Source organism: Pseudobacteriovorax antillogorgiicola, assembly GCF_900177345.1.
Lineage (GTDB): Bacteria > Bdellovibrionota_B > Oligoflexia > Oligoflexales > Oligoflexaceae > Pseudobacteriovorax > Pseudobacteriovorax antillogorgiicola.
The window spans coordinates 126,503-144,756 of record NZ_FWZT01000013.1 but is presented as its reverse complement, the minus strand read 5'-3'; the positions used below and the strand labels follow the sequence as shown (position 1 = coordinate 144,756).

The window sequence follows — 18,254 nt, the reverse complement described above, 5'->3', positions numbered from 1 at the left end:
GGAGATGAAATACTATATGGAGTTGACCCTACTGCCTTCAATGGAAGTAGATTTAACATTTCTATGGAAAAAAGTGTTTAAGCAAATTCACCTTTGTTTAGTTGAGAATAATTCAGGCAGTATAGGTCTAGCTTGGCCTGAATATGATGCAGAAAGTCTAACCGTTGGCTCAAAGCTTCGTTTATTCGCCAAAGACGAGAGCGAACTTCATAGTTTGGACTTAAAGAAGTGGCTTATTAGGCTTCGAGACTACGTTCATATCAGGCGAGCTAGAATAGTCCCGTCAAATATTGAGCATGTATGTTTTGTTCGGAAGAACAATAAAAAAAGTATAGAAAAACTAGCAAGGCGAGCATCTAAAAGACATGGTATCGATTTTGATACCGCTATCAAGGAGATTCGTCAGGGTGAACAGATGGGTCAGCCACGGCTTCCGCGAATCGAGTATGAGAGCCTTACTAATCACCATGTCTTCCCAATTTTCATTGAAAAGAACAAGCGCGATGGGCCCCAAGAGGGAGTGTTTAGCGCTTATGGACTAAGTAGTCAATCTACCGTACCGGACTTTCCATAATCATCGATTTTAGACCTTCTTTTTCTCCTAGTTTCATAACATATTGTTTTTATTGATTTATATGTTCACGTCAGAAAAGAAGGTCTTTAGCAGATATCCAGCAAAAGATCTTTGAAAATCGCATACATAGGTCTATTGTACCAGAGTTCCCGGCCGAGCAGGCCGCTTAGAAACTGTTGCTTCAGAGTGGGGGAGCTGTGAGAGCGTTCCCGGCCGAGCAGGCCGCTTAGAAATTACTTAGCTCCTGCGGCGGCGGGAGCAGCTCGTTCCCGGCCGAGCAGGCCGCTTAGAAAAAGGCACGGGTAAGTTAAGGCCTGTTAGCGATGTTCCCGGCCGAGCAGGCCGCTTAGAAACAATCAGAGTCATAATCGATACTTTCATCATAGTTCCCGGCCGAGCAGGCCGCTTAGAAATAATGGGGTTCGAAGCGTTCAAACTAATGTTCGTTCCCGGCCGAGCAGGCCGCTTAGAAAATATGCGGGTTAATGACTTGGTAAAGTTTTCCGTTCCCGGCCGAGCAGGCCGCTTAGAAAAGAGCAAATACACTGCCGAACTCTACTCCGCCGTTCCCGGCCGAGCAGGCCGCTTAGAAATACAACAACCGCCTGCTGAAAATCGCCGTGACGTTCCCGGCCGAGCAGGCCGCTTAGAAATATTCCCAAGGGCCGTAAAGGCTCCTCAAACCGTTCCCGGCCGAGCAGGCCGCTTAGAAAATAACCACGTTTTCCAAAAGGGAAAGAGTTGCGTTCCCGGCCGAGCAGGCCGCTTAGAAACCCATGGCGCTAGCTATGGCATTACCTTCGCCGTTCCCGGCCGAGCAGGCCGCTTAGAAATCTGGGTTGTTTAGAACAAAATTAGCAAACCGGTTCCCGGCCGAGCAGGCCGCTTAGAAATCTTGAAAGCGGTTATCATGGGCCCCACTCCTGTTCCCGGCCGAGCAGGCCGCTTAGAAATTGATAATCTTTCCGTTGTTCTCAATGAGGATGTTCCCGGCCGAGCAGGCCGCTTAGAAATCTTCTGGGGTTATCCTTTCAGCGACAGCTAAGTTCCCGGCCGAGCAGGCCGCTTAGAAAAGACAACCCAGCACACCCACACCACACCTAACGTTCCCGGCCGAGCAGGCCGCTTAGAAATAATGGCAAAATGCGATCCAGCGCGCCATCGAGTTCCCGGCCGAGCAGGCCGCTTAGAAATGTCTTCGGGCGATAGACTTTTTCGAGAATGTGTTCCCGGTCGAGCAGGCCGCTTAGAAAATATCTAGCTTTTGATCGCCTAAACGACAATGGTTCCCGGCCGAGCAGGCCGCTTAGAAAAAGAGCCGAAAACTGAAACTTTAGCTTGTTAAGTTCCCGGCCGAGCAGGCCGCTTAGAAAAGAAGATACCCTTTAATAGTGTCTTCTTTGGGGTTCCCGGCCGAGCAGGCCGCTTAGAAATAGGTTGCCGAGGATAATTGCTTTATTTACTGGTTCCCGGCCGAGCAGGCCGCTTAGAAATAATGGCAAAATGCGATCCAGCGCGCCATCGAGTTCCCGGCCGAGCAGGCCGCTTAGAAATGTCTTCGGGCGATAGACTTTTTCGAGAATGTGTTCCCGGCCGAGCAGGCCGCTTAGAAAATATCTAGCTTTTGATCGCCTAAACGACAATGGTTCCCGGCCGAGCAGGCCGCTTAGAAAAAGAGCCGAAAACTGAAACTTTAGCTTGTTAAGTTCCCGGCCGAGCAGGCCGCTTAGAAAAGAAGATACCCTTTAATAGTGTCTTCTTTGGGGTTCCCGGCCGAGCAGGCCGCTTAGAAATAGGTTGCCGAGGATAATTGCTTTATTTACTGGTTCCCGGCCGAGCAGGCCGCTTAGAAAAAAAGTGGGTCGCGGAGTCTATTACAATGGCTGTTCCCGGCCGAGCAGGCCGCTTAGAAAATGAGGTATGGACTAATGGAAAAGGGGATCACGTTCCCGGCCGAGCAGGCCGCTTAGAAAACATTCGATGAAAATAGGCACGTTCAAAAGATGTTCCCGGCCGAGCAGGCCGCTTAGAAATTTTGCAAGAGACGAAATAGCATTCAGTACAAGTTCCCGGCCGAGCAGGCCGCTTAGAAATAAGCGTTTCATGTTTCCGCGAGAGACCCTACGTTCCCGGCCGAGCAGGCCGCTTAGAAACCGTCTGAACGGAGTTTCTGACGAACTTTCTTGTTCCCGGCCGAGCAGGCCGCTTAGAAATAAAGGCAAGGTATAAAGCGTGAGACACTTAAAGTTCCCGGCCGAGCAGGCCGCTTAGAAAACCACAACTGCCTGCTGAAAATCGCCGTGACCGTTCCCGGCCGAGCAGGCCGCTTAGAAATTTTCGTCGGTGAAACGTGAGAACTCATTTTTGTTCCCGGCCGAGCAGGCCGCTTAGAAACTAGTAAGAGTTCTGATAGTCAATTAGCCGAAGTTCCCGGCCGAGCAGGCCGCTTAGAAATTGAAGCTGAGAAAAGATTTCAACAGCGCCCGGTTCCCGGCCGAGCAGGCCGCTTAGAAAACACACTGGAGCATGTGATCCCTATCACCCATGTTCCCGGCCGAGCAGGCCGCTTAGAAAAAGCTGCCTTTAGGGCCGGAAGCTTGATGTAGGTTCCCGGCCGAGCAGGCCGCTTAGAAAAAGACGGGTCATCTGGAAAGCTAGTTCATCCTGTTCCCGGCCGAGCAGGCCGCTTAGAAAAGGTGGTCTCAAAAAATGTCCAAACGCCCATTGTTCCCGGCCGAGCAGGCCGCTTAGAAATTGGCTGTTTGCCTCAAGATCCACCCGATCCAGTTCCCGGCCGAGCAGGCCGCTTAGAAACCCAGCCAAGCAGCGTCTACGCTTGAGGTTTCGTTCCCGGCCGAGCAGGCCGCTTAGAAATCAGCTTGAAACAGATCCAAATTCACCATATTGTTCCCGGCCGAGCAGGCCGCTTAGAAACACGCAGCCACATTGGACGACCGCCTTTGAGCGTTCCCGGCCGAGCAGGCCGCTTAGAAACACAAGGCAACTATCAGGGAGTGGCCTATGCCGTTCCCGGCCGAGCAGGCCGCTTAGAAAGTTCTCGATGACACCAATTGAAGCTGCCTTATGTTCCCGGCCGAGCAGGCCGCTTAGAAATACAAGGACCTTACCAGATGACGGATCGATGAGTTCCCGGCCGAGCAGGCCGCTTAGAAAAAGACCCTTGGCAGCATTCTCTAGAGTAACTGGTTCCCGGCCGAGCAGGCCGCTTAGAAATCCTAGCTGCTTCAGTCTTAGCTCTAATAGAAGTTCCCGGCCGAGCAGGCCGCTTAGAAAATCTCAGTGTTGGCTGAAAAGGCAATGAGCTTGTTCCCGGCCGAGCAGGCCGCTTAGAAAACCACGACGGCCAAAGATCCTTTAGAACTTTTGTTCCCGGCCGAGCAGGCCGCTTAGAAATGGCGATTGATGATAGCTTTCAATGGGTAGATGTTCCCGGCCGAGCAGGCCGCTTAGAAATGCTTATTCCAGACGACAACTCGGTGCCACTGGGTTCCCGGCCGAGCAGGCCGCTTAGAAAACTGGCCTAGGTCCTGGGGGAAGGCTTTTCGAGTTCCCGGCCGAGCAGGCCGCTTAGAAAAATAAAGTGTTCAAACTCTTGGTCCGTCGCACGTTCCCGGCCGAGCAGGCCGCTTAGAAACACCAGAAAAGTAAGGGAGAGCGTTGATCTACTGTTCCCGGCCGAGCAGGCCGCTTAGAAATGCCTAGCTATGGTTTCATCTTGAGCCTTAATGTTCCCGGCCGAGCAGGCCGCTTAGAAAATCGCGAAGACGAGGAAAAACGAGGCTTAAGTGTTCCCGGCCGAGCAGGCCGCTTAGAAAAAGAGAGTTGAATAAATATAAAGATCGCCCTTGTTCCCGGCCGAGCAGGCCGCTTAGAAATTTGATCTGCTTAAAATAGCAATCATACTTTCTGTTCCCGGCCGAGCAGGCCGCTTAGAAAGAGAGCGCGTTTCAAGCGAAAGCTAGAAGTCAGTTCCCGGCCGAGCAGGCCGCTTAGAAAATACTCCGTCAATTACGACTCTGCCATTCACAGTTCCCGGCCGAGCAGGCCGCTTAGAAAACTGAGGAATAGGAAACTCGCCCAAACAAAAAGTTCCCGGCCGAGCAGGCCGCTTAGAAAATGCACTTTTAAAGACGGCATACGAGCAGAGAGTTCCCGGCCGAGCAGGCCGCTTAGAAAGCGTTGCTATTGCTTCCGATGAAGAACTTACTGTTCCCGGCCGAGCAGGCCGCTTAGAAAAAACTACGGATGCGCCAACGGTGAAAGGAATGTTCCCGGCCGAGCAGGCCGCTTAGAAATTGCAGAGACTAAGATCAAAAGCGAAATGACTGTTCCCGGCCGAGCAGGCCGCTTAAAAATAACGAGCAGTATGGTCGAGCTTCTAAACTTCGTTCCCGGCCGAGCAGGCCGCTTAGAAATATACGGTGGTTCACAAGTCCTTTCAGAGTCTGTTCCCGGCCGAGCAGGCCGCTTAGAAATTATTCCTAGCTATTGGCTCAAGCTTGATTACGTTCCCGGCCGAGCAGGCCGCTTAGAAACCAGAGCGCTCGCAAATCTTTTTTACAGCCATGTTCCCGGCCGAGCAGGCCGCTTAGAAATCTAGAACGCGCTGTATGTCTTGCACCATACGGTTCCCGGCCGAGCAGGCCGCTTAGAAATGCCAGGTCGCTAGCAGTGCCATGTGGCCGTTCCCGGCCGAGCAGGCCGCTTAGAAACTGAAGGGGAGATGACACGGACTCACTCAAACGTTCCCGGCCGAGCAGGCCGCTTAGAAATAACGTCATCACTGTCGATAACTTTGGTCCCAGTTCCCGGCCGAGCAGGCCGCTTAGAAATAAAGTCGTCGATGGATTTAGGCCACTCTATAGTTCCCGGCCGAGCAGGCCGCTTAGAAAAAAAGCTTTATATATAGCTACTTTCGAAGATAGTTCCTGGCCGAGCAGGCCGCTTAGAAATTATGAAGGGCCGCATGTTCGGCCAGCTCAACGTTCCCGGCCGAGCAGGCCGCTTAGAAATTATGAAGGGCCGCATGTTCGGCCAGCTCAACGTTCCCGGCCGAGCAGGCCGCTTAGAAAAATTTGCTTTTTTTCGCTTTCAGTGTATCTGTGTTCCCGGCCGAGCAGGCCGCTTAGAAACTAGCGGAACACCTGTTTGCACGCTGTCTATTGGTTCCCGGCCGAGCAGGCCGCTTAGAAACAGTGGGAGTGGTAAAACTATTGGATCACTATGTTCCCGGCCGAGCAGGCCGCTTAGAAAACTGACAAGCTAATGTTTTGGCGTCATCCATTGTTCCCGGCCGAGCAGGCCGCTTAGAAATACTTCGCGGATTGTCTGTTCGTCGTTGTCAAGTTCCCGGCCGAGCAGGCCGCTTAGAAAATTCTCCTTGATTATACAACTTATTTTTTCTCGTTCCCGGCCGAGCAGGCCGCTTAGAAATGCCTAGCTATGGTTTCATCTTGAGCCTTAATGTTCCCGGCCGAGCAGGCCGCTTAGAAAATCGCGAAGACGAGGAAAAACGAGGCTTAAGTGTTCCCGGCCGAGCAGGCCGCTTAGAAAAAGAGAGTTGAATAAATATAAAGGCCGCCCTTGTTCCCGGCCGAGCAGGCCGCTTAATTTGATCTGCTTAAAATAGCAATCATACTTTCTGTTCCCGGCCGAGCAGGCCGCTTAGAAAGAGAGCGCGTTTCAAGCGAAAGCTAGAAGTCAGTTCCCGGCCGAGCAGGCCGCTTAGAAAATACTCCGTCAATTACGACTCTGCCATTCACAGTTCCCGGCCGAGCAGGCCGCTTAGAAATTGAAAGAACAGCTTGCTTTAACCACTCTCGAGTTCCCGGCCGAGCAGGCCGCTTAGAAATAGCTGTTCTCGCAGCTTTTGAATTTCCTCTTGTTCCCGGCCGAGCAGGCCGCTTAGAAATTTGAAAGTGTCGCCTATTATGCTGGTTCTTCGTTCCCGGCCGAGCAGGCCGCTTAGAAACACAAGCCGCATTAACAACTTCATCTATCAGTGTTCCCGGCCGAGCAGGCCGCTTAGAAAAAAATGAAACATTTCCTACACTTTGTTGCATTGTTCCAGCCGAGGAGGCCGCTTAGAAAATCAGGTATTACATTGTCGGATATCTTGCCATGTTCCCGGCCGAGCAGGCCGCTTAGAAAGGTGAGTGGAAGCGTTACTCAGTTCGCTTAACGTTCCCGGCCGAGCAGGCCGCTTAGAAATACCCTTGCCCGCGTAAATGCAATGTACCCCCGTTCCCGGCCGAGCAGGCCGCTTAGAAACATTAGTGATGATCCTTATCGTGTTTGGGTTCGTTCCCGGCGGAGCAGGCCGCTTAGAAATTGGCGCAAAACAATCCGTTCTTGGCAGGAGAACCATTTTCATGGCGTTCTTTGCACCTCTCGGCGGTGTTGAAAACCTGACAGGTCTACTAACATACTAGAGGAAAGAATATTCCCTTTAGAGTTGGGCAGGATTATTAAAGGGGTTCATGTAACTGTCTTGATTATCTACATCGGTAGCTTGCTTTGGAGCTACCTATAAGGGATCGTCTCATCAAGGGCTGTTCATGTGCCGCTGCAATGAAGACAGTCTTTATAGGCAAAAATAAAAAGTGGCTAGTAGTTGAACACCCCAAGGTACCAGCCTTAGAGTGTCATGGCGAGATGAATCGTTTCACTAGAGTCTGACAAAGGTATGCACGAAGTTTGACGAGGAATCAAACCACGGGACGTATAGTTCCCGGAGTACTAAGATCTGATCATCACGGCGATTGAGTATCCTATAGGTCCGAGACTGAAAAAGCTCGCAGTCGATCTCCTCACTTAAACAAAGCTTAGCATCGTCGGCTGAGAGACTCGTGCCAGTTTCTGATTCCCAATAGCGATAGGCAGCGAGCTTGTTCTTCTCCACGCGCCATGTGCCTTCAGCGAAAAAAGCAGGCTCTTCTGTAGGATCTCCCATGGAATAGAATCCATTTTCGCCAAAGGTGTACTGATAAGGCTCGTTCGAGTCAAATACCCAAGTGCCCATAAATTCGTCCTGACTGAGTTGCTGCTCTTTCCACAGCGCCTCATCCACTTGACCAATGAAGCTGGTCTGAACGGATTTCTTACCAAGCTGATTGATCTCGGCTAATACATAAGTTCCTAGACGGCGATCATTGAGAACGCGAAAAACTGAAGATTCACCTGGACTATAGCTCAGCATCAATCCAGCTTCTGTTTGACTCCAAAACAGAGCCTTTTGCTCCAGCCCTATGAAGCCAGCTTCCATACTTGCTGATTGATCATCGTTGATGCGAATGACGCCACCAAAATTACCAGTCCCCACCGCAAGATTCATTGCGAGTAAACCAGTTTGCTTAAACGGCCTAAGAGATTTATAGCGCTGTGCTACAAGCTTAGGAGGATCAAAACTTTCGATCACCTCACTGGGCAGCTCGGGATTCTGTGGATAATTACGGATTTCATCATAGGTGATTTTCCAGCTAGGTTGGATAAAGTCAAACTTCTCCAAACTCAAGGTAAAGGCTTCAATCCGGCCTTCATACTCGGCTTCCACAAGCTCTCCTGTTGTGGGATTGACCGCGTTTGTAAATCCAGAAAGCTGTATAGCTTGTTCCATGTCGATAGAAATCTCACGATCGCGTACCGACCATCGGCACTCGCCAGAGCCTTCGGACATAACCAATTCACAGCTGGCATCTCCTCGGAACACGATCTTATAGGCATTGGTAGCAAGCTGCTGCCCTGAGTGAAAAACCCAGGTACCTTGGATTAGCCTACCCAGATTTAAATCAAACTGAGCAGAGGCTGATGAGGATAAAATTAGGCCAAAAAGAAATAACCGTTTCATAGGAGACTCCCTAGGTGTTTGAAGTAGTAGCCCTGTATGGTTTCTCTCACTATAAGAGCACGTGACAAGACCAACGACTCAAGGCTTATGGCAGACTTAGAGCCAATGGTAAAATTAATTTCTGTTTCCTTCATAGAAACTCTCATTTTCGTTGAGGACTCTAAGGAAATTCAGCCGTTAACCGATGGGAAAGAGGTTGAAAAAGCTTACTAGGCAATGGTGATCGTGAAACAAAGTCGGCAAATCGTAGTGATACATATCAAACCACTTCTAAGTTTTGTAGTTTTAGCTTGGCCGGCTGTTGCCTGGGCGGATCTTCTATCACCGCTGAAGTTTTTTTTAGATTATCAATTAGGTATCGAAGTGGGTGATACTACGGACAGTGCATCCCTGCGGTATTTCCAAGCTGAGGATGGGCCTCATGTGGATAGTGACAGCTGTGATAGGGTTGGAGAGAGCCCCGAGAAAACATTTGAGTGTGAAATAGAGTTTGAGCAAAGGGTGAGTAACTTCAGCTTGTTCATCGAACACCCCTTCAAGCGTCGAGGCTTCTGGCATCTAGATTGGGATCTCGGTCTTAGCTTCAAGTGGCTCAATGGTGAATTTGAGGCGAAAGATCAACTGCCGAGCAATTCTCCGGTCCAAAGCATCGAGCTGAACCTCTATTCCATCAACGTACGCCCCTATGTTACAGTCGGTATTACTCCGAAAGATAGCTGGCCTGACTTACTACTATCCCTGGGGTTTGTGGGGGAGGCGATATTCGGGAGCTACAAATTTGATGATCAATCCTTTGATACTGATCCTGTTATGCGCCGGACGCGGGTCTTATCCATTTCATATTTCGAACTTCAACTGGTGTTTTTTCGATTTGGTAAAGGTTATCTGGCATTCAATCTAAGCAATTCACAAGTTGATAGCTCTGTAAGCTCTAGCCCAACTTTGCTGGCGGACGATACTTTGGATCTTACCGAGCCTGACCTTGCTTTAACTCGTAACTTTTTTGGGCTGAAATTGCTATTTAAGTGACATGATCATCAATGCACTGGCTTTGATAGTTGCCAGGCACTACAACAATGGCAATACCACTGTAATACGAACCTTCGCCAACAATGCTGTATCCTCGTTGATGATTTGATCGATTGTAGCACCACCTCGGTGACTTTCAGCGATTCTTTTTGCAATCGCAGATCCTAGACCTAGGCTGGTATGTGGTCTTGATCCAGATTCAGTGATCAATCTTTGCTGCCTTTTATGGCCCCAGGATTCCAGTAAATTCAAAGCCAATGGATAGCTGTCGTTTGTGATTTCAAGTATCCAGAGTCTATCTTTAATTCTCGCGGAGCATGTTACCCAAGAGACTCCATAGCGCTTGGCATTTTCTAATAGATTGATCACCATTCTTTGAATTAAGATCCGGCTCCCTACAAATTTGCAGGGTTGTTTTTCCATGACTAGTTTTACTTCCAAATTGGAGTCATGATCTTCATGTCTAAAGATTTGATTCCAGGCTTCTTCCAGTAAACGCCACAAATCTATTTGGGTAGCGTTCTTGTCAGAGCTGAAGCTGTCGATTTCAGAAAGGAGAAATAGATCCTCAATCAATCGGCTAAAGTATTCAAGGTCTGCTTGCATATTGCAATAGATTTTCTGTTTCTGCTGATCCTCCATAGAATCGGAGAACTCCCGGAGTGTGTCGAGACCACTTATGAGGCTTGCTATTGGTGTTCTTGTATCGTGCGCAAGCTCTCGCAGGGACTGACTACGTTGATCTTCGAGAGATTTTACTTGATCAAATAGTCGTGCAACTTCAGATGCCATTTTATTGAACTCATGATACAGCTCGATGGACTTTTCCCAAGACCTGATCTGCAAACGGACATCGAGCTTCCCTTCAGAAAACTTCCTCAGCACGAGCATGGCTTCATTTCCCTTGATTCTTAGGTAGTACCACGCTAAGAAAATAAGGGCAGCGTAGCTTGAAGCCACTAAGACAAAAAGATTTCTCTGACGCCCATAGAAGGTCGATTTAAAGATCCTGTTTTGAGGATCGTGGATAAATAGAGTCCAATTTAAGTTGCAAAGACTGTCGATTTTTGCCCATGCACCACCATTCCATATGAGAGGTTTCAGCATTGCTGATTGATAGTAGGACTCAGCTTGACGTTTATTCGTTATGATCGATTCGCTAGACGAGCTAGCCCTATTCTCAGCTAAGAGCATCCCGTTCCTATCAAACAGCCAAGCATCAATCTGTGTCTCGGAATGAGGAAGATGTAGTGGTTGCAAAAACAATGGCGATTCTTCGGGCTTGGTGCAATTCAAGGAGAATCGAGCCGTATCTGCAACAACTGCTAGTAAGGCAAAATCTGCGCGACCCTTGGTAGCGATATTGATAGCGATCGTGATGAATAAGGAGAGAAATGATACGAAAACTAATCCCGTGATTGCTTTAAGATTAGTCTTTGTCTTCATTATCAGCCTGATTTTCGATTAATTGATAGCCTGTCCCATAGATTGATTTAATTGTGACTTCGTAGCAAGCAACTTGTTTCAACTTGCGACGCAGGTGCGATAGATGAGAATCTACGGTTCTATCTTGGATGATCTCGACATTGCTTAGATGGTCAATCAGTTGGCCGCGACTAAATACTCTTCCTGGGTTGTTTAAGAACAATACTAGCAGATCAAATTCACGCTTTGCCAATGGAATACATGTCTTGGTGTAGTATGCTTCTCGCCTATCCAAATCAATTACGATGCTGCCAAATTGAATTATATTCTCTTTCCTTCTATATTTGTGCAGCAGTTTTTCTAGTCGCGTCGCAAGTTCACGCATGCCAAAAGGCTTGCGAATGTAGTCGTCAGCCCCAATTTCTAAACCACGAACAACAGTTTTCTCGTCGCCCCGGGCTGATATCATCAGAATTGGTAATGTTGAATCTCGTTCTCGAAGTTGGATGCAAAGGTCAAGCCCGCAGCCATCGGGCAACTCGATATCGATCAAACTAGCTGTAACCTGCTGGTTTTGGACAATAGATCGAGCACTTGAAAGACTCGTGGCCAAGGCGACATCGAATCCCCTCAGCTCAAGGTTTACCTTGATGTTCTCCCCCAGTCTCGGATCGTCTTCCACAAGCAAAATCATTTCGAGCCAACCGCTTTTTGATCAAATTCTCTGAAAGAGTGTATATCATTCTCTGAAAGACTTGCAATGGATTGAACTGGCTCTTTTTTAGAAGGAGTCCATCCTGGTGATCCGAAACAGAACTTCCACTTGTCCTTCAAAGATGAAGTTCCACCAACATCTCGTGCCATGGCAACCCATTCTCTGAAAAAGAGCACTATGGGATTAAAACTTTCATTTTTGCCAATAACTCCATACTTTTTTACACCTTCGGAACGCTCCGCTGCGTAAGTGCCAAAAATACGGTCAAAAATAACAAGGGTCCCTCCGTAGTTCTTATCGATATATTCAGGTTCGATAGAGTGATGGACGCGGTGATTGCTGGGAGTATTGAATATTCCTTCTAAGAAACTTAATCTCGGTATGAGTTCTGTATGAAGCCAAAATTGGTACAGCAAGTTTAGCGCTAGCATAATCGCTCCAGCCTTTGGGCTAAAGCCCAGAATCTGTAATCCTAAGTAGAAAATAAACATTCCTGATATGAAGCTGGTAATCGAAAGCCGATATGCTCCGGAAAGGGTAATATGATGGGGCGAGTGATGAACACTATGACTAGCCCACAGCCAGCGAATTTCGTGGCTACATCGATGCATCCAGTAGTAGGCGAACTCTACACCTAAATAGAGGGCTATCCAGTGCCACCATTGAGTCATGTCGAATGTAGTCAATCTGTATTGATAAATCCACTCAGAGATTGATTGCGTCCATGGTTTGGTAAGCTTAAGGCTAACCAGTTGGTAAATCAGAAACATACCTAAAGAGGTTAATGCTTCCTTGTAAGGAAACGTACGCCTCTTAACGCCATAATAGGCTCCTTCCAAAATAATGAGCAGTATTAGAATCGGAATCACCGCCCTAAGAATGTCTTCTTGTTGCATACAACCTCCGTTTTTTCAGTGATTTGTGAGCTAGGCTAATAAGCTCCTTGAGTCACTATCGTAGGCAAATGTTGAGAGAATGTGGAAAGACTGAACTTTTTAGGTTTTTTTCAATGCACCTTCTGAAAAGTTATCTTGGGAAAGATTGTCAGCACAGAATTAACCACTAAAGAAAGGTGGTACTTCTCTAGCAAGTATCAGATAAACTATGAACCTGGCAAAATCGCTGAAGTATCTTATGGAAATTATCCCTAAAAAAGCGACTTTTATTGCTTAAGTTATAGGCTCTTCATTTTCCTTTAACTGGCTGGCCAAAAAAATGTTCCTAAGAAAGCGAGATACGATTTCAACGGTCCTGTCGCCAAAATCTTCTAAAGGAGAGTATCGTAAGTGTTGAATCTTCTATAATCTTTTGGTTCGTTTTTTAGTTTTCTGTAGAAACCAATCTGAATTTTAAGTTAGACAATCTCCAGTTTTCAAAATCACATTTTTTGAGGGAGATCTTTATGAAAAGATTAGCGTTTTCATTGATGGGAATGGCTGTACTGAGCGCATGTGGAACTCAAGTTGAATCGTCTAAAGTGATGGATATTGCATCACCTGGTAACAGTGGCCAAGAAAATATGCTGCTGTACTTAGACGATGCGACGGCAACAGTAGCATCTTGCGACAAGGGCGTTGAGCCAACTCGCAGCAATTGTCCTATTTTATTTAAGGCGAAGAAAGATATGGTTGAGCTTCAAGTGAAGCAAACCATTTCATCAGAGCTTGCTGAATTAAGATCTGCCTATGAACGTGAAATCAAACGTCTGAAAGACAATGACATTCTAATCTTGGATTTCCAGATGAGAATTGCCCAACTCGATCAAGAGACAGCCAGATTAGGTGAGGACATCGCGATTGTCGAAGGTGAAATTGCTGTTGTCCAAGAAGATATCGACGACCTATCGTCTAAGCAGGCTGCAAAGAAAAATCAGCTGGACAAGGTAGAAACGGCAATCATGCAGCTTGGTGCTAGTGATGAACTTCTAGCGCTGCGATTGCAGCTTAAATCTGAGATTCGGGATTTAGATTTCTCCATTTCTAAAGTGACTCGTGAAAAGCAAAGCTTGGAAGGACAGGTAGAAGACCTAAACTTCGAAGTTGATGCTACGGAAGCACGACGTCGCGATCTAAATGAAGATATGCTTTTCACCTATGAGACACTAGAAGTTAGTTCAGCGGAATCTGATCGCTATGCGGCAGGGATGAAGCGTCAGCAAGAGAAGCTTGATCTTGTTCCTCGCTTTTCAAACTTGCTAGCAACAGATTTTATCACTTTCCGTTTGATTAACATGGATAACCTTAAGAAGGAACTTTTTGCGGCATACATTGCAGCAATTGAAGCCTGTTCTAAGCCAGATGGCAACGCTGGTAAAGATCCTGTTCATCCGGTGAAGTAGAAAAAGTCTTAGCCCATTTTTTCGTTCATGAATTGCAGTAGCGATAGCAGGGGGTTTGCTATCGCTACTTTTTCGTAAATTGACGGCTGAAGTGTGATCTTCTTGAAAGGATACACTGCTTCGTCACTGTAGTCCTTCAAGCCTCTTGCCTTCTTAAGCAATGAGCCACCCATGGCATCAAATTCCTGTGGCGTCTATTGTACTTTGATATCAGCTGACTACGACAGTGATTGAGAATAAATTCTAGGGGCAATCATCCCTGCATCGCTTTTACTAGGAAAAATGACCCCAAGTAAGTATCGGCAATCGTGAGTAGAATTCCATGCTGGTTTAGGTGGCTATCCCTCAGTGCGAACACCCTCGTGTCAAGTATAGTTGACGTGCAAAATTTAAAATCACGGGAGGGGACCCAAGGTGATACGCTACGGCCTCATGCTGCTTATTTGCAGTTATATCACATCGTGTTCGAATGTTCTTAGAGTTGCTCGCTTTAGTAATCAAGAAGACCCTATTACCTCGCCAATAGATAGCGAAGAAAATTCCGATGACGGAACCGGCGAACAGCCCCAAGACTTGCCCTTTGGTGTGGAACAATTCTTCGATGCGCAATCAAGATCAGCGTTTGATTGTGATCAAGATGATTTGGATTTTCAGATTAATATGCAAGACCAAGAGCAATATGCTCCTGGTCAGGAGGCAAGGCTGGTTGTGGATATGGAGGGGCGATTTTGTTCAGAGGTAGACCACACAGTATATGTTTTATTCCTCGTAGATTTCAGTGAAAGTATGGGAATTCATTTGGGTGAGGATCATTGTGACTTGAAACCTGGGTACGACCCTCTTCATCATGGTTCTTGCCATAGGCTTAAAGCGATCGATCGAATGGTCAGGAAGCTTGAGGAACAAGCTGAGGCTGATGTTGATATTCGGATTGCGATGATTCCATTTGCTGATAGTGTCGTTAGCGATTTTGTGATCGATTTTGTAGGCATTCAGGGCTTCAAGCAGGCAATCAAGGCATCGAATACGTGTCGCTATCTTATCAATAGCCCCTTGATTCCCACAGGGCGAGAAAATCCCGGAGGTCTATCTGGTGAAGCAGATCTTTCGGAGCCTGTGGGATTTGCTAGCAACTACTCTGCGGCGTTCATGGCGGGGCAAAATCTACTGCTTGATAAAGGCGGACGCAAAGCCGCTATCTTGCTATCTGATGGTCTGGTGAATGCACCAGGTGAAGAGCCTTTTCTGGCAAGTCTAGAGGAGCTTGATCTCTTCAAACAAGTGATCCCCGGTTTGGAGTTTGCAAGTGTACGGTTGGGTAATGCAGGGGCTCAGGCCTTAGAGGTTCTCTCCGAGCTTTCGGGGGACCGGGTGCGCACAGCTAAATACGCCGAAGAATTGGTGGAAGGTCTGGCCGCTTTTCCAGCTTTTGCTTGGCAGCCAGACAGCCTAAAAATCCAGGTCTCACTTGATGGCCAGGAGCCACTTGCCTTCGATCAGTCTGTTATCAATAAGGCGGAAGATCATGGCGAAGCATGGCTATTTTCAACAAAGCCCATAAAATTAGGCACGATTGAACCTGGAGAAGAATTGGTCGCGACTGTGAGCACTGAAGTGCAGGATATGGCTGGGGAAGTCTACAGCAACAAAACCAATCTCTTTATCTCCTGGGACTAGGACTGTACGGAAAGCCGGCTAGACAGGTTGAAATCAGAAAAAGCTGTTGCTAAATTCATTTTTCTGTTGTTATTCAAGGTGATTTATTTCGACTCATTTATCGGAGACTTGGGATGAGCAAAGTATTAATAATAGGCGCTGGTGGCGTCGGCGGTGTGGTCACTCACAAGTGCGCACAGGCTTCGGATGTTTTCACCCACATAACACTGGCTAGCAGGACCTTAGAGAAATGCAAGAAGATCCAACAGTCGGTGAAGGAGCTGCGTGGTGTTGACATTGATGTCGCGACCCTGGATGCCGATGACGTCGAGGCAACGACGCAATATCTCAAGGATCTTAAGCCTGTTCTTGTGATTAATGTAGCACTCCCATACCAAGACTTACCGCTTATGGACGCCTGTTTGGCAGCAGGGATCGATTACATGGATACGGCCAACTACGAGCCACGAGACGAAGCAAAGTTTGAATACAAATGGCAATGGGCTTACCAAGACCGCTATAAAGATGCCAATTTGATGGCGCTGATGGGCTCTGGTTTCGATCCAGGTGTGACCAATGTTTTCTGTGCCTACGCTCAAAAGCATCATTTTGACGAGATTCACTATGTCGATATTGTAGATTGTAATGCTGGTGATCACGGTAAAGCTTTTGCGACAAACTTCAATCCAGAGATCAATCTTAGAGAGGTGACGCAAAGAGGAAAGTATTGGGAAGATGGCAAGTGGGTAGAAACCGATCCCCTAGAGATATCACAGACCTTTGACTTTCCTGAAGTTGGTGATCGCAAGGCATATTTGCTCTATCACGAAGAGCTTGAGTCTCTTGTTTTACATCTCAAAGGCCTGAAGCGCATCCGCTTTTGGATGACCTTTGGTGAGGAGTATATCAAGCACATGACAGTGCTTGCCAATGTTGGAATGACTAGAATCGACGAAGTCGATTACAAAGGCACCAAAGTAGTTCCTATGGAGTTCCTCAAGTGCCTGCTTCCTGATCCCGGCAGTCTGGCTGAAGGATATAAAGGTAAGACGTCTATCGGATGTATTATCGAAGGTATGAAAGACGGCAAGAAAAAGAAGATCTTCATCTATAACGTTTGCGACCATGAAGAGTGCTATCGAGAGGTTCGATCTCAAGCAGTAAGTTACACCACCGGCGTTCCAGCAATGATTGGGGCGATGATGATGCTTCAGAAAAAATGGGATCAAAAAGGTGTCGTGCATATGGAGCAAATGGATCCTGATCCATTTTTGGAGCAGCTTGCAAAGTACGGCTTGCCATGGCATGTGAAGGAGCTACCCGTTGACTGATGACTATTTTAGTCCTCTTCACCGAATCGATCCTGCGAAGGTGGCCGTGAGCCCTTCGTGGGTTGTTGACCTCGGCTTGTTGGAAGACAACCTGAAAATTCTTAAAGATGTCCAAGAGCGGGCGGGTTGCAAGATTTTGCTTGCTCTTAAAGGCTTTGCGACATGGTCGACATTTCCCCTAGTTGCTAAGTACTTATCAGGTGCGACTGCTAGTTCGCCCCATGAAGCGCAACTAGCCCGTGAGGAGCTCGGCAAAGAAGTGCATTCCTACGCCCCAGCTTATAGCGACTCTGATCTAGACGCTGCCCTAAAGTTTAGCGACCACATCGTATTCAACTCCTTGCCCCAGTGGCAAAGATACAAATCGAAGGTGAAGGGTAAGGTTTCCTGCGGTTTACGAATCAATCCTGAGCATCGTGAAGTCGAGGTTGCTCTCTATGATCCCTGCGCTCCGAGATCGCGTCTTGGTGTACGTGGAGAAGAAATCGCAAATGCAGATCTGGATGGCATTGAAGGGTTGCATTTTCATACCCTTTGCGAGCTTGGTTCGGATGCCCTAGAGCGCACTCTGGCTGTAGTCGAACGAAATTTTAAGATGCTTCTTGAGAAAGTGAAGTGGGTGAACTTTGGAGGTGGGCATCACATCACTCGCCCTGGCTACGACCGAGACCGCTTGATTCGGCTGATCAAACATGTACGAGACACCTACAATGTTGATGTTTATTTGGAGCCTGGAGAAGCTATCGCGATTCGAACAGGTAACTTGGTGACCACGGTGCTCGATATCATCGATAATGACGGTAAAATCGCAATTTTGGATTGTAGCGCAACTGCTCACATGCCAGACGTACTGGAAATGCCTTATCGACCAGAAATCATCGGTGGTGCGAAGCCAGGTGAGAAAAAGTACAATTACCTTTTAGGGGGATTAACCTGCCTCGCAGGAGATGTACTTGGTGAATATTCTTTTGATGAGCCTCTAGAGGTCGGAGATCGCCTATCCATTTTAGATATGAGTCACTATACAATCGTCAAGACCAGCAACTTTAATGGAGTTCAGCTACCAGCGATCACTTTGATTGATCAGGATGGGAACTACAAAACAGTGAAAGAGTTCCCATATGAAACCTTTAAGGATCGGCTAAGCTAGGATTCGATTGCCATTGGGCGAGAGCGGATGATGAACCAGGTTGCAACGTGCATCAAAGTTTACTCACCGTTCTCATCTTTACTTAAAAGGTATCTTTAATTCGGTAACTTAGCATTCAAATGCTCATTTGTAATCGCACTTTCTTCATCGCTTTTTGACTTCCCTTAAA

Annotated in this window: 12 protein-coding genes and 1 CRISPR repeat array; of the genes, 6 read left to right on the top strand and 6 right to left on the bottom strand. The window is 47.5% G+C overall.

Annotated elements, in window-relative coordinates; translation table 11 throughout:
* Positions 1 to 4 precede the first annotated feature (4 nt).
* Positions 5 to 574 carry a type I-F CRISPR-associated endoribonuclease Cas6/Csy4 gene (gene cas6f, locus B9N89_RS17380; protein ID WP_132321183.1) on the top strand — a complete coding sequence of 190 codons (570 nt, stop codon included), beginning with the start codon at positions 5 to 7 and terminating at the stop codon, positions 572 to 574.
* A 145-nt stretch (positions 575 to 719) separates the two neighbouring features.
* Positions 720 to 6,925: a CRISPR direct-repeat array (repeat unit 28 nt; unit sequence GTTCCCGGCCGAGCAGGCCGCTTAGAAA).
* 337 nt (positions 6,926 to 7,262) lie between these two features.
* Here the strand turns inward: cas6f and B9N89_RS17375 are convergent.
* Together B9N89_RS17375 and B9N89_RS31415 are read right to left on the bottom strand one after the other, a co-directional pair.
* A complete protein-coding gene (locus B9N89_RS17375; RefSeq protein WP_132321181.1) occupies positions 7,263 to 8,441 on the bottom strand; it encodes a hypothetical protein in 1,179 nt (392 codons plus the stop codon).
* Positions 8,438 to 8,575, bottom strand: coding sequence for a hypothetical protein (locus B9N89_RS31415; protein ID WP_159455445.1), 138 nt, complete (start codon positions 8,573 to 8,575; stop codon positions 8,438 to 8,440). Before B9N89_RS31415 ends, B9N89_RS17375 begins: the two co-directional genes overlap by 4 nt.
* Before the next feature lie 115 nt (positions 8,576 to 8,690).
* Here B9N89_RS31415 and B9N89_RS17370 point away from each other — a divergent pair, with 115 nt between their 5' ends.
* Positions 8,691 to 9,470: a hypothetical protein gene (locus B9N89_RS17370; protein WP_234996122.1), complete on the top strand. Its 780-nt coding sequence runs from the start codon at positions 8,691 to 8,693 to the stop codon at positions 9,468 to 9,470.
* A gap of 39 nt (positions 9,471 to 9,509) precedes the next feature.
* Here B9N89_RS17370 and B9N89_RS17365 read toward each other — a convergent pair whose 3' ends face one another.
* Genes B9N89_RS17365 through B9N89_RS17355 form a run of 3 tightly spaced genes read right to left on the bottom strand, consistent with a single transcriptional unit; the run spans position 9,510 to position 12,506 of the window.
* A complete protein-coding gene (locus tag B9N89_RS17365) occupies positions 9,510 to 10,916 on the bottom strand; it encodes a sensor histidine kinase (protein ID WP_132321177.1) in 1,407 nt (468 codons plus the stop codon).
* The gene (locus B9N89_RS17360; RefSeq protein WP_132321175.1) at positions 10,900 to 11,589 is read right to left on the bottom strand and encodes a response regulator transcription factor; all 690 of its coding nucleotides are present in this window, start codon (positions 11,587 to 11,589) and stop codon (positions 10,900 to 10,902) included. Before B9N89_RS17360 ends, B9N89_RS17365 begins: the two co-directional genes overlap by 17 nt.
* Positions 11,586 to 12,506 carry a sterol desaturase family protein gene (locus tag B9N89_RS17355; RefSeq protein WP_132321173.1) on the bottom strand — a complete coding sequence of 307 codons (921 nt, stop codon included), beginning with the start codon at positions 12,504 to 12,506 and terminating at the stop codon, positions 11,586 to 11,588. Before B9N89_RS17355 ends, B9N89_RS17360 begins: the two co-directional genes overlap by 4 nt.
* Before the next feature lie 506 nt (positions 12,507 to 13,012).
* On the opposite strand from B9N89_RS17355, the gene B9N89_RS17350 reads away from it, so the two are divergent.
* Positions 13,013 to 13,948, top strand: coding sequence for a hypothetical protein (locus tag B9N89_RS17350; protein ID WP_132321171.1), 936 nt, complete (start codon positions 13,013 to 13,015; stop codon positions 13,946 to 13,948).
* 8 nt (positions 13,949 to 13,956) lie between these two features.
* On the opposite strand, the gene B9N89_RS31410 is transcribed toward B9N89_RS17350, so the two are convergent.
* Positions 13,957 to 14,121: a hypothetical protein gene (locus B9N89_RS31410; RefSeq protein WP_159455444.1), complete on the bottom strand. Its 165-nt coding sequence runs from the start codon at positions 14,119 to 14,121 to the stop codon at positions 13,957 to 13,959.
* Between the two features lie 241 nt (positions 14,122 to 14,362).
* On the opposite strand from B9N89_RS31410, the gene B9N89_RS17345 reads away from it, so the two are divergent.
* The 3 genes from B9N89_RS17345 to nspC all read left to right on the top strand — a co-directional run bounded on the left by B9N89_RS17345 (position 14,363) and on the right by nspC (position 18,085).
* Entirely contained in the window at positions 14,363 to 15,625 is a 1,263-nt protein-coding gene (locus B9N89_RS17345) for a vWA domain-containing protein (RefSeq protein WP_132321169.1), read from the top strand.
* A gap of 113 nt (positions 15,626 to 15,738) precedes the next feature.
* Positions 15,739 to 16,935, top strand: coding sequence for a saccharopine dehydrogenase family protein (locus B9N89_RS17340; RefSeq protein WP_132321167.1), 1,197 nt, complete (start codon positions 15,739 to 15,741; stop codon positions 16,933 to 16,935).
* A complete protein-coding gene (gene nspC / locus B9N89_RS17335) occupies positions 16,928 to 18,085 on the top strand; it encodes a carboxynorspermidine decarboxylase (protein ID WP_200820738.1) in 1,158 nt (385 codons plus the stop codon). The genes B9N89_RS17340 and nspC overlap by 8 nt, the downstream gene beginning before the upstream one ends.
* Positions 18,086 to 18,254 lie beyond the last annotated feature (169 nt).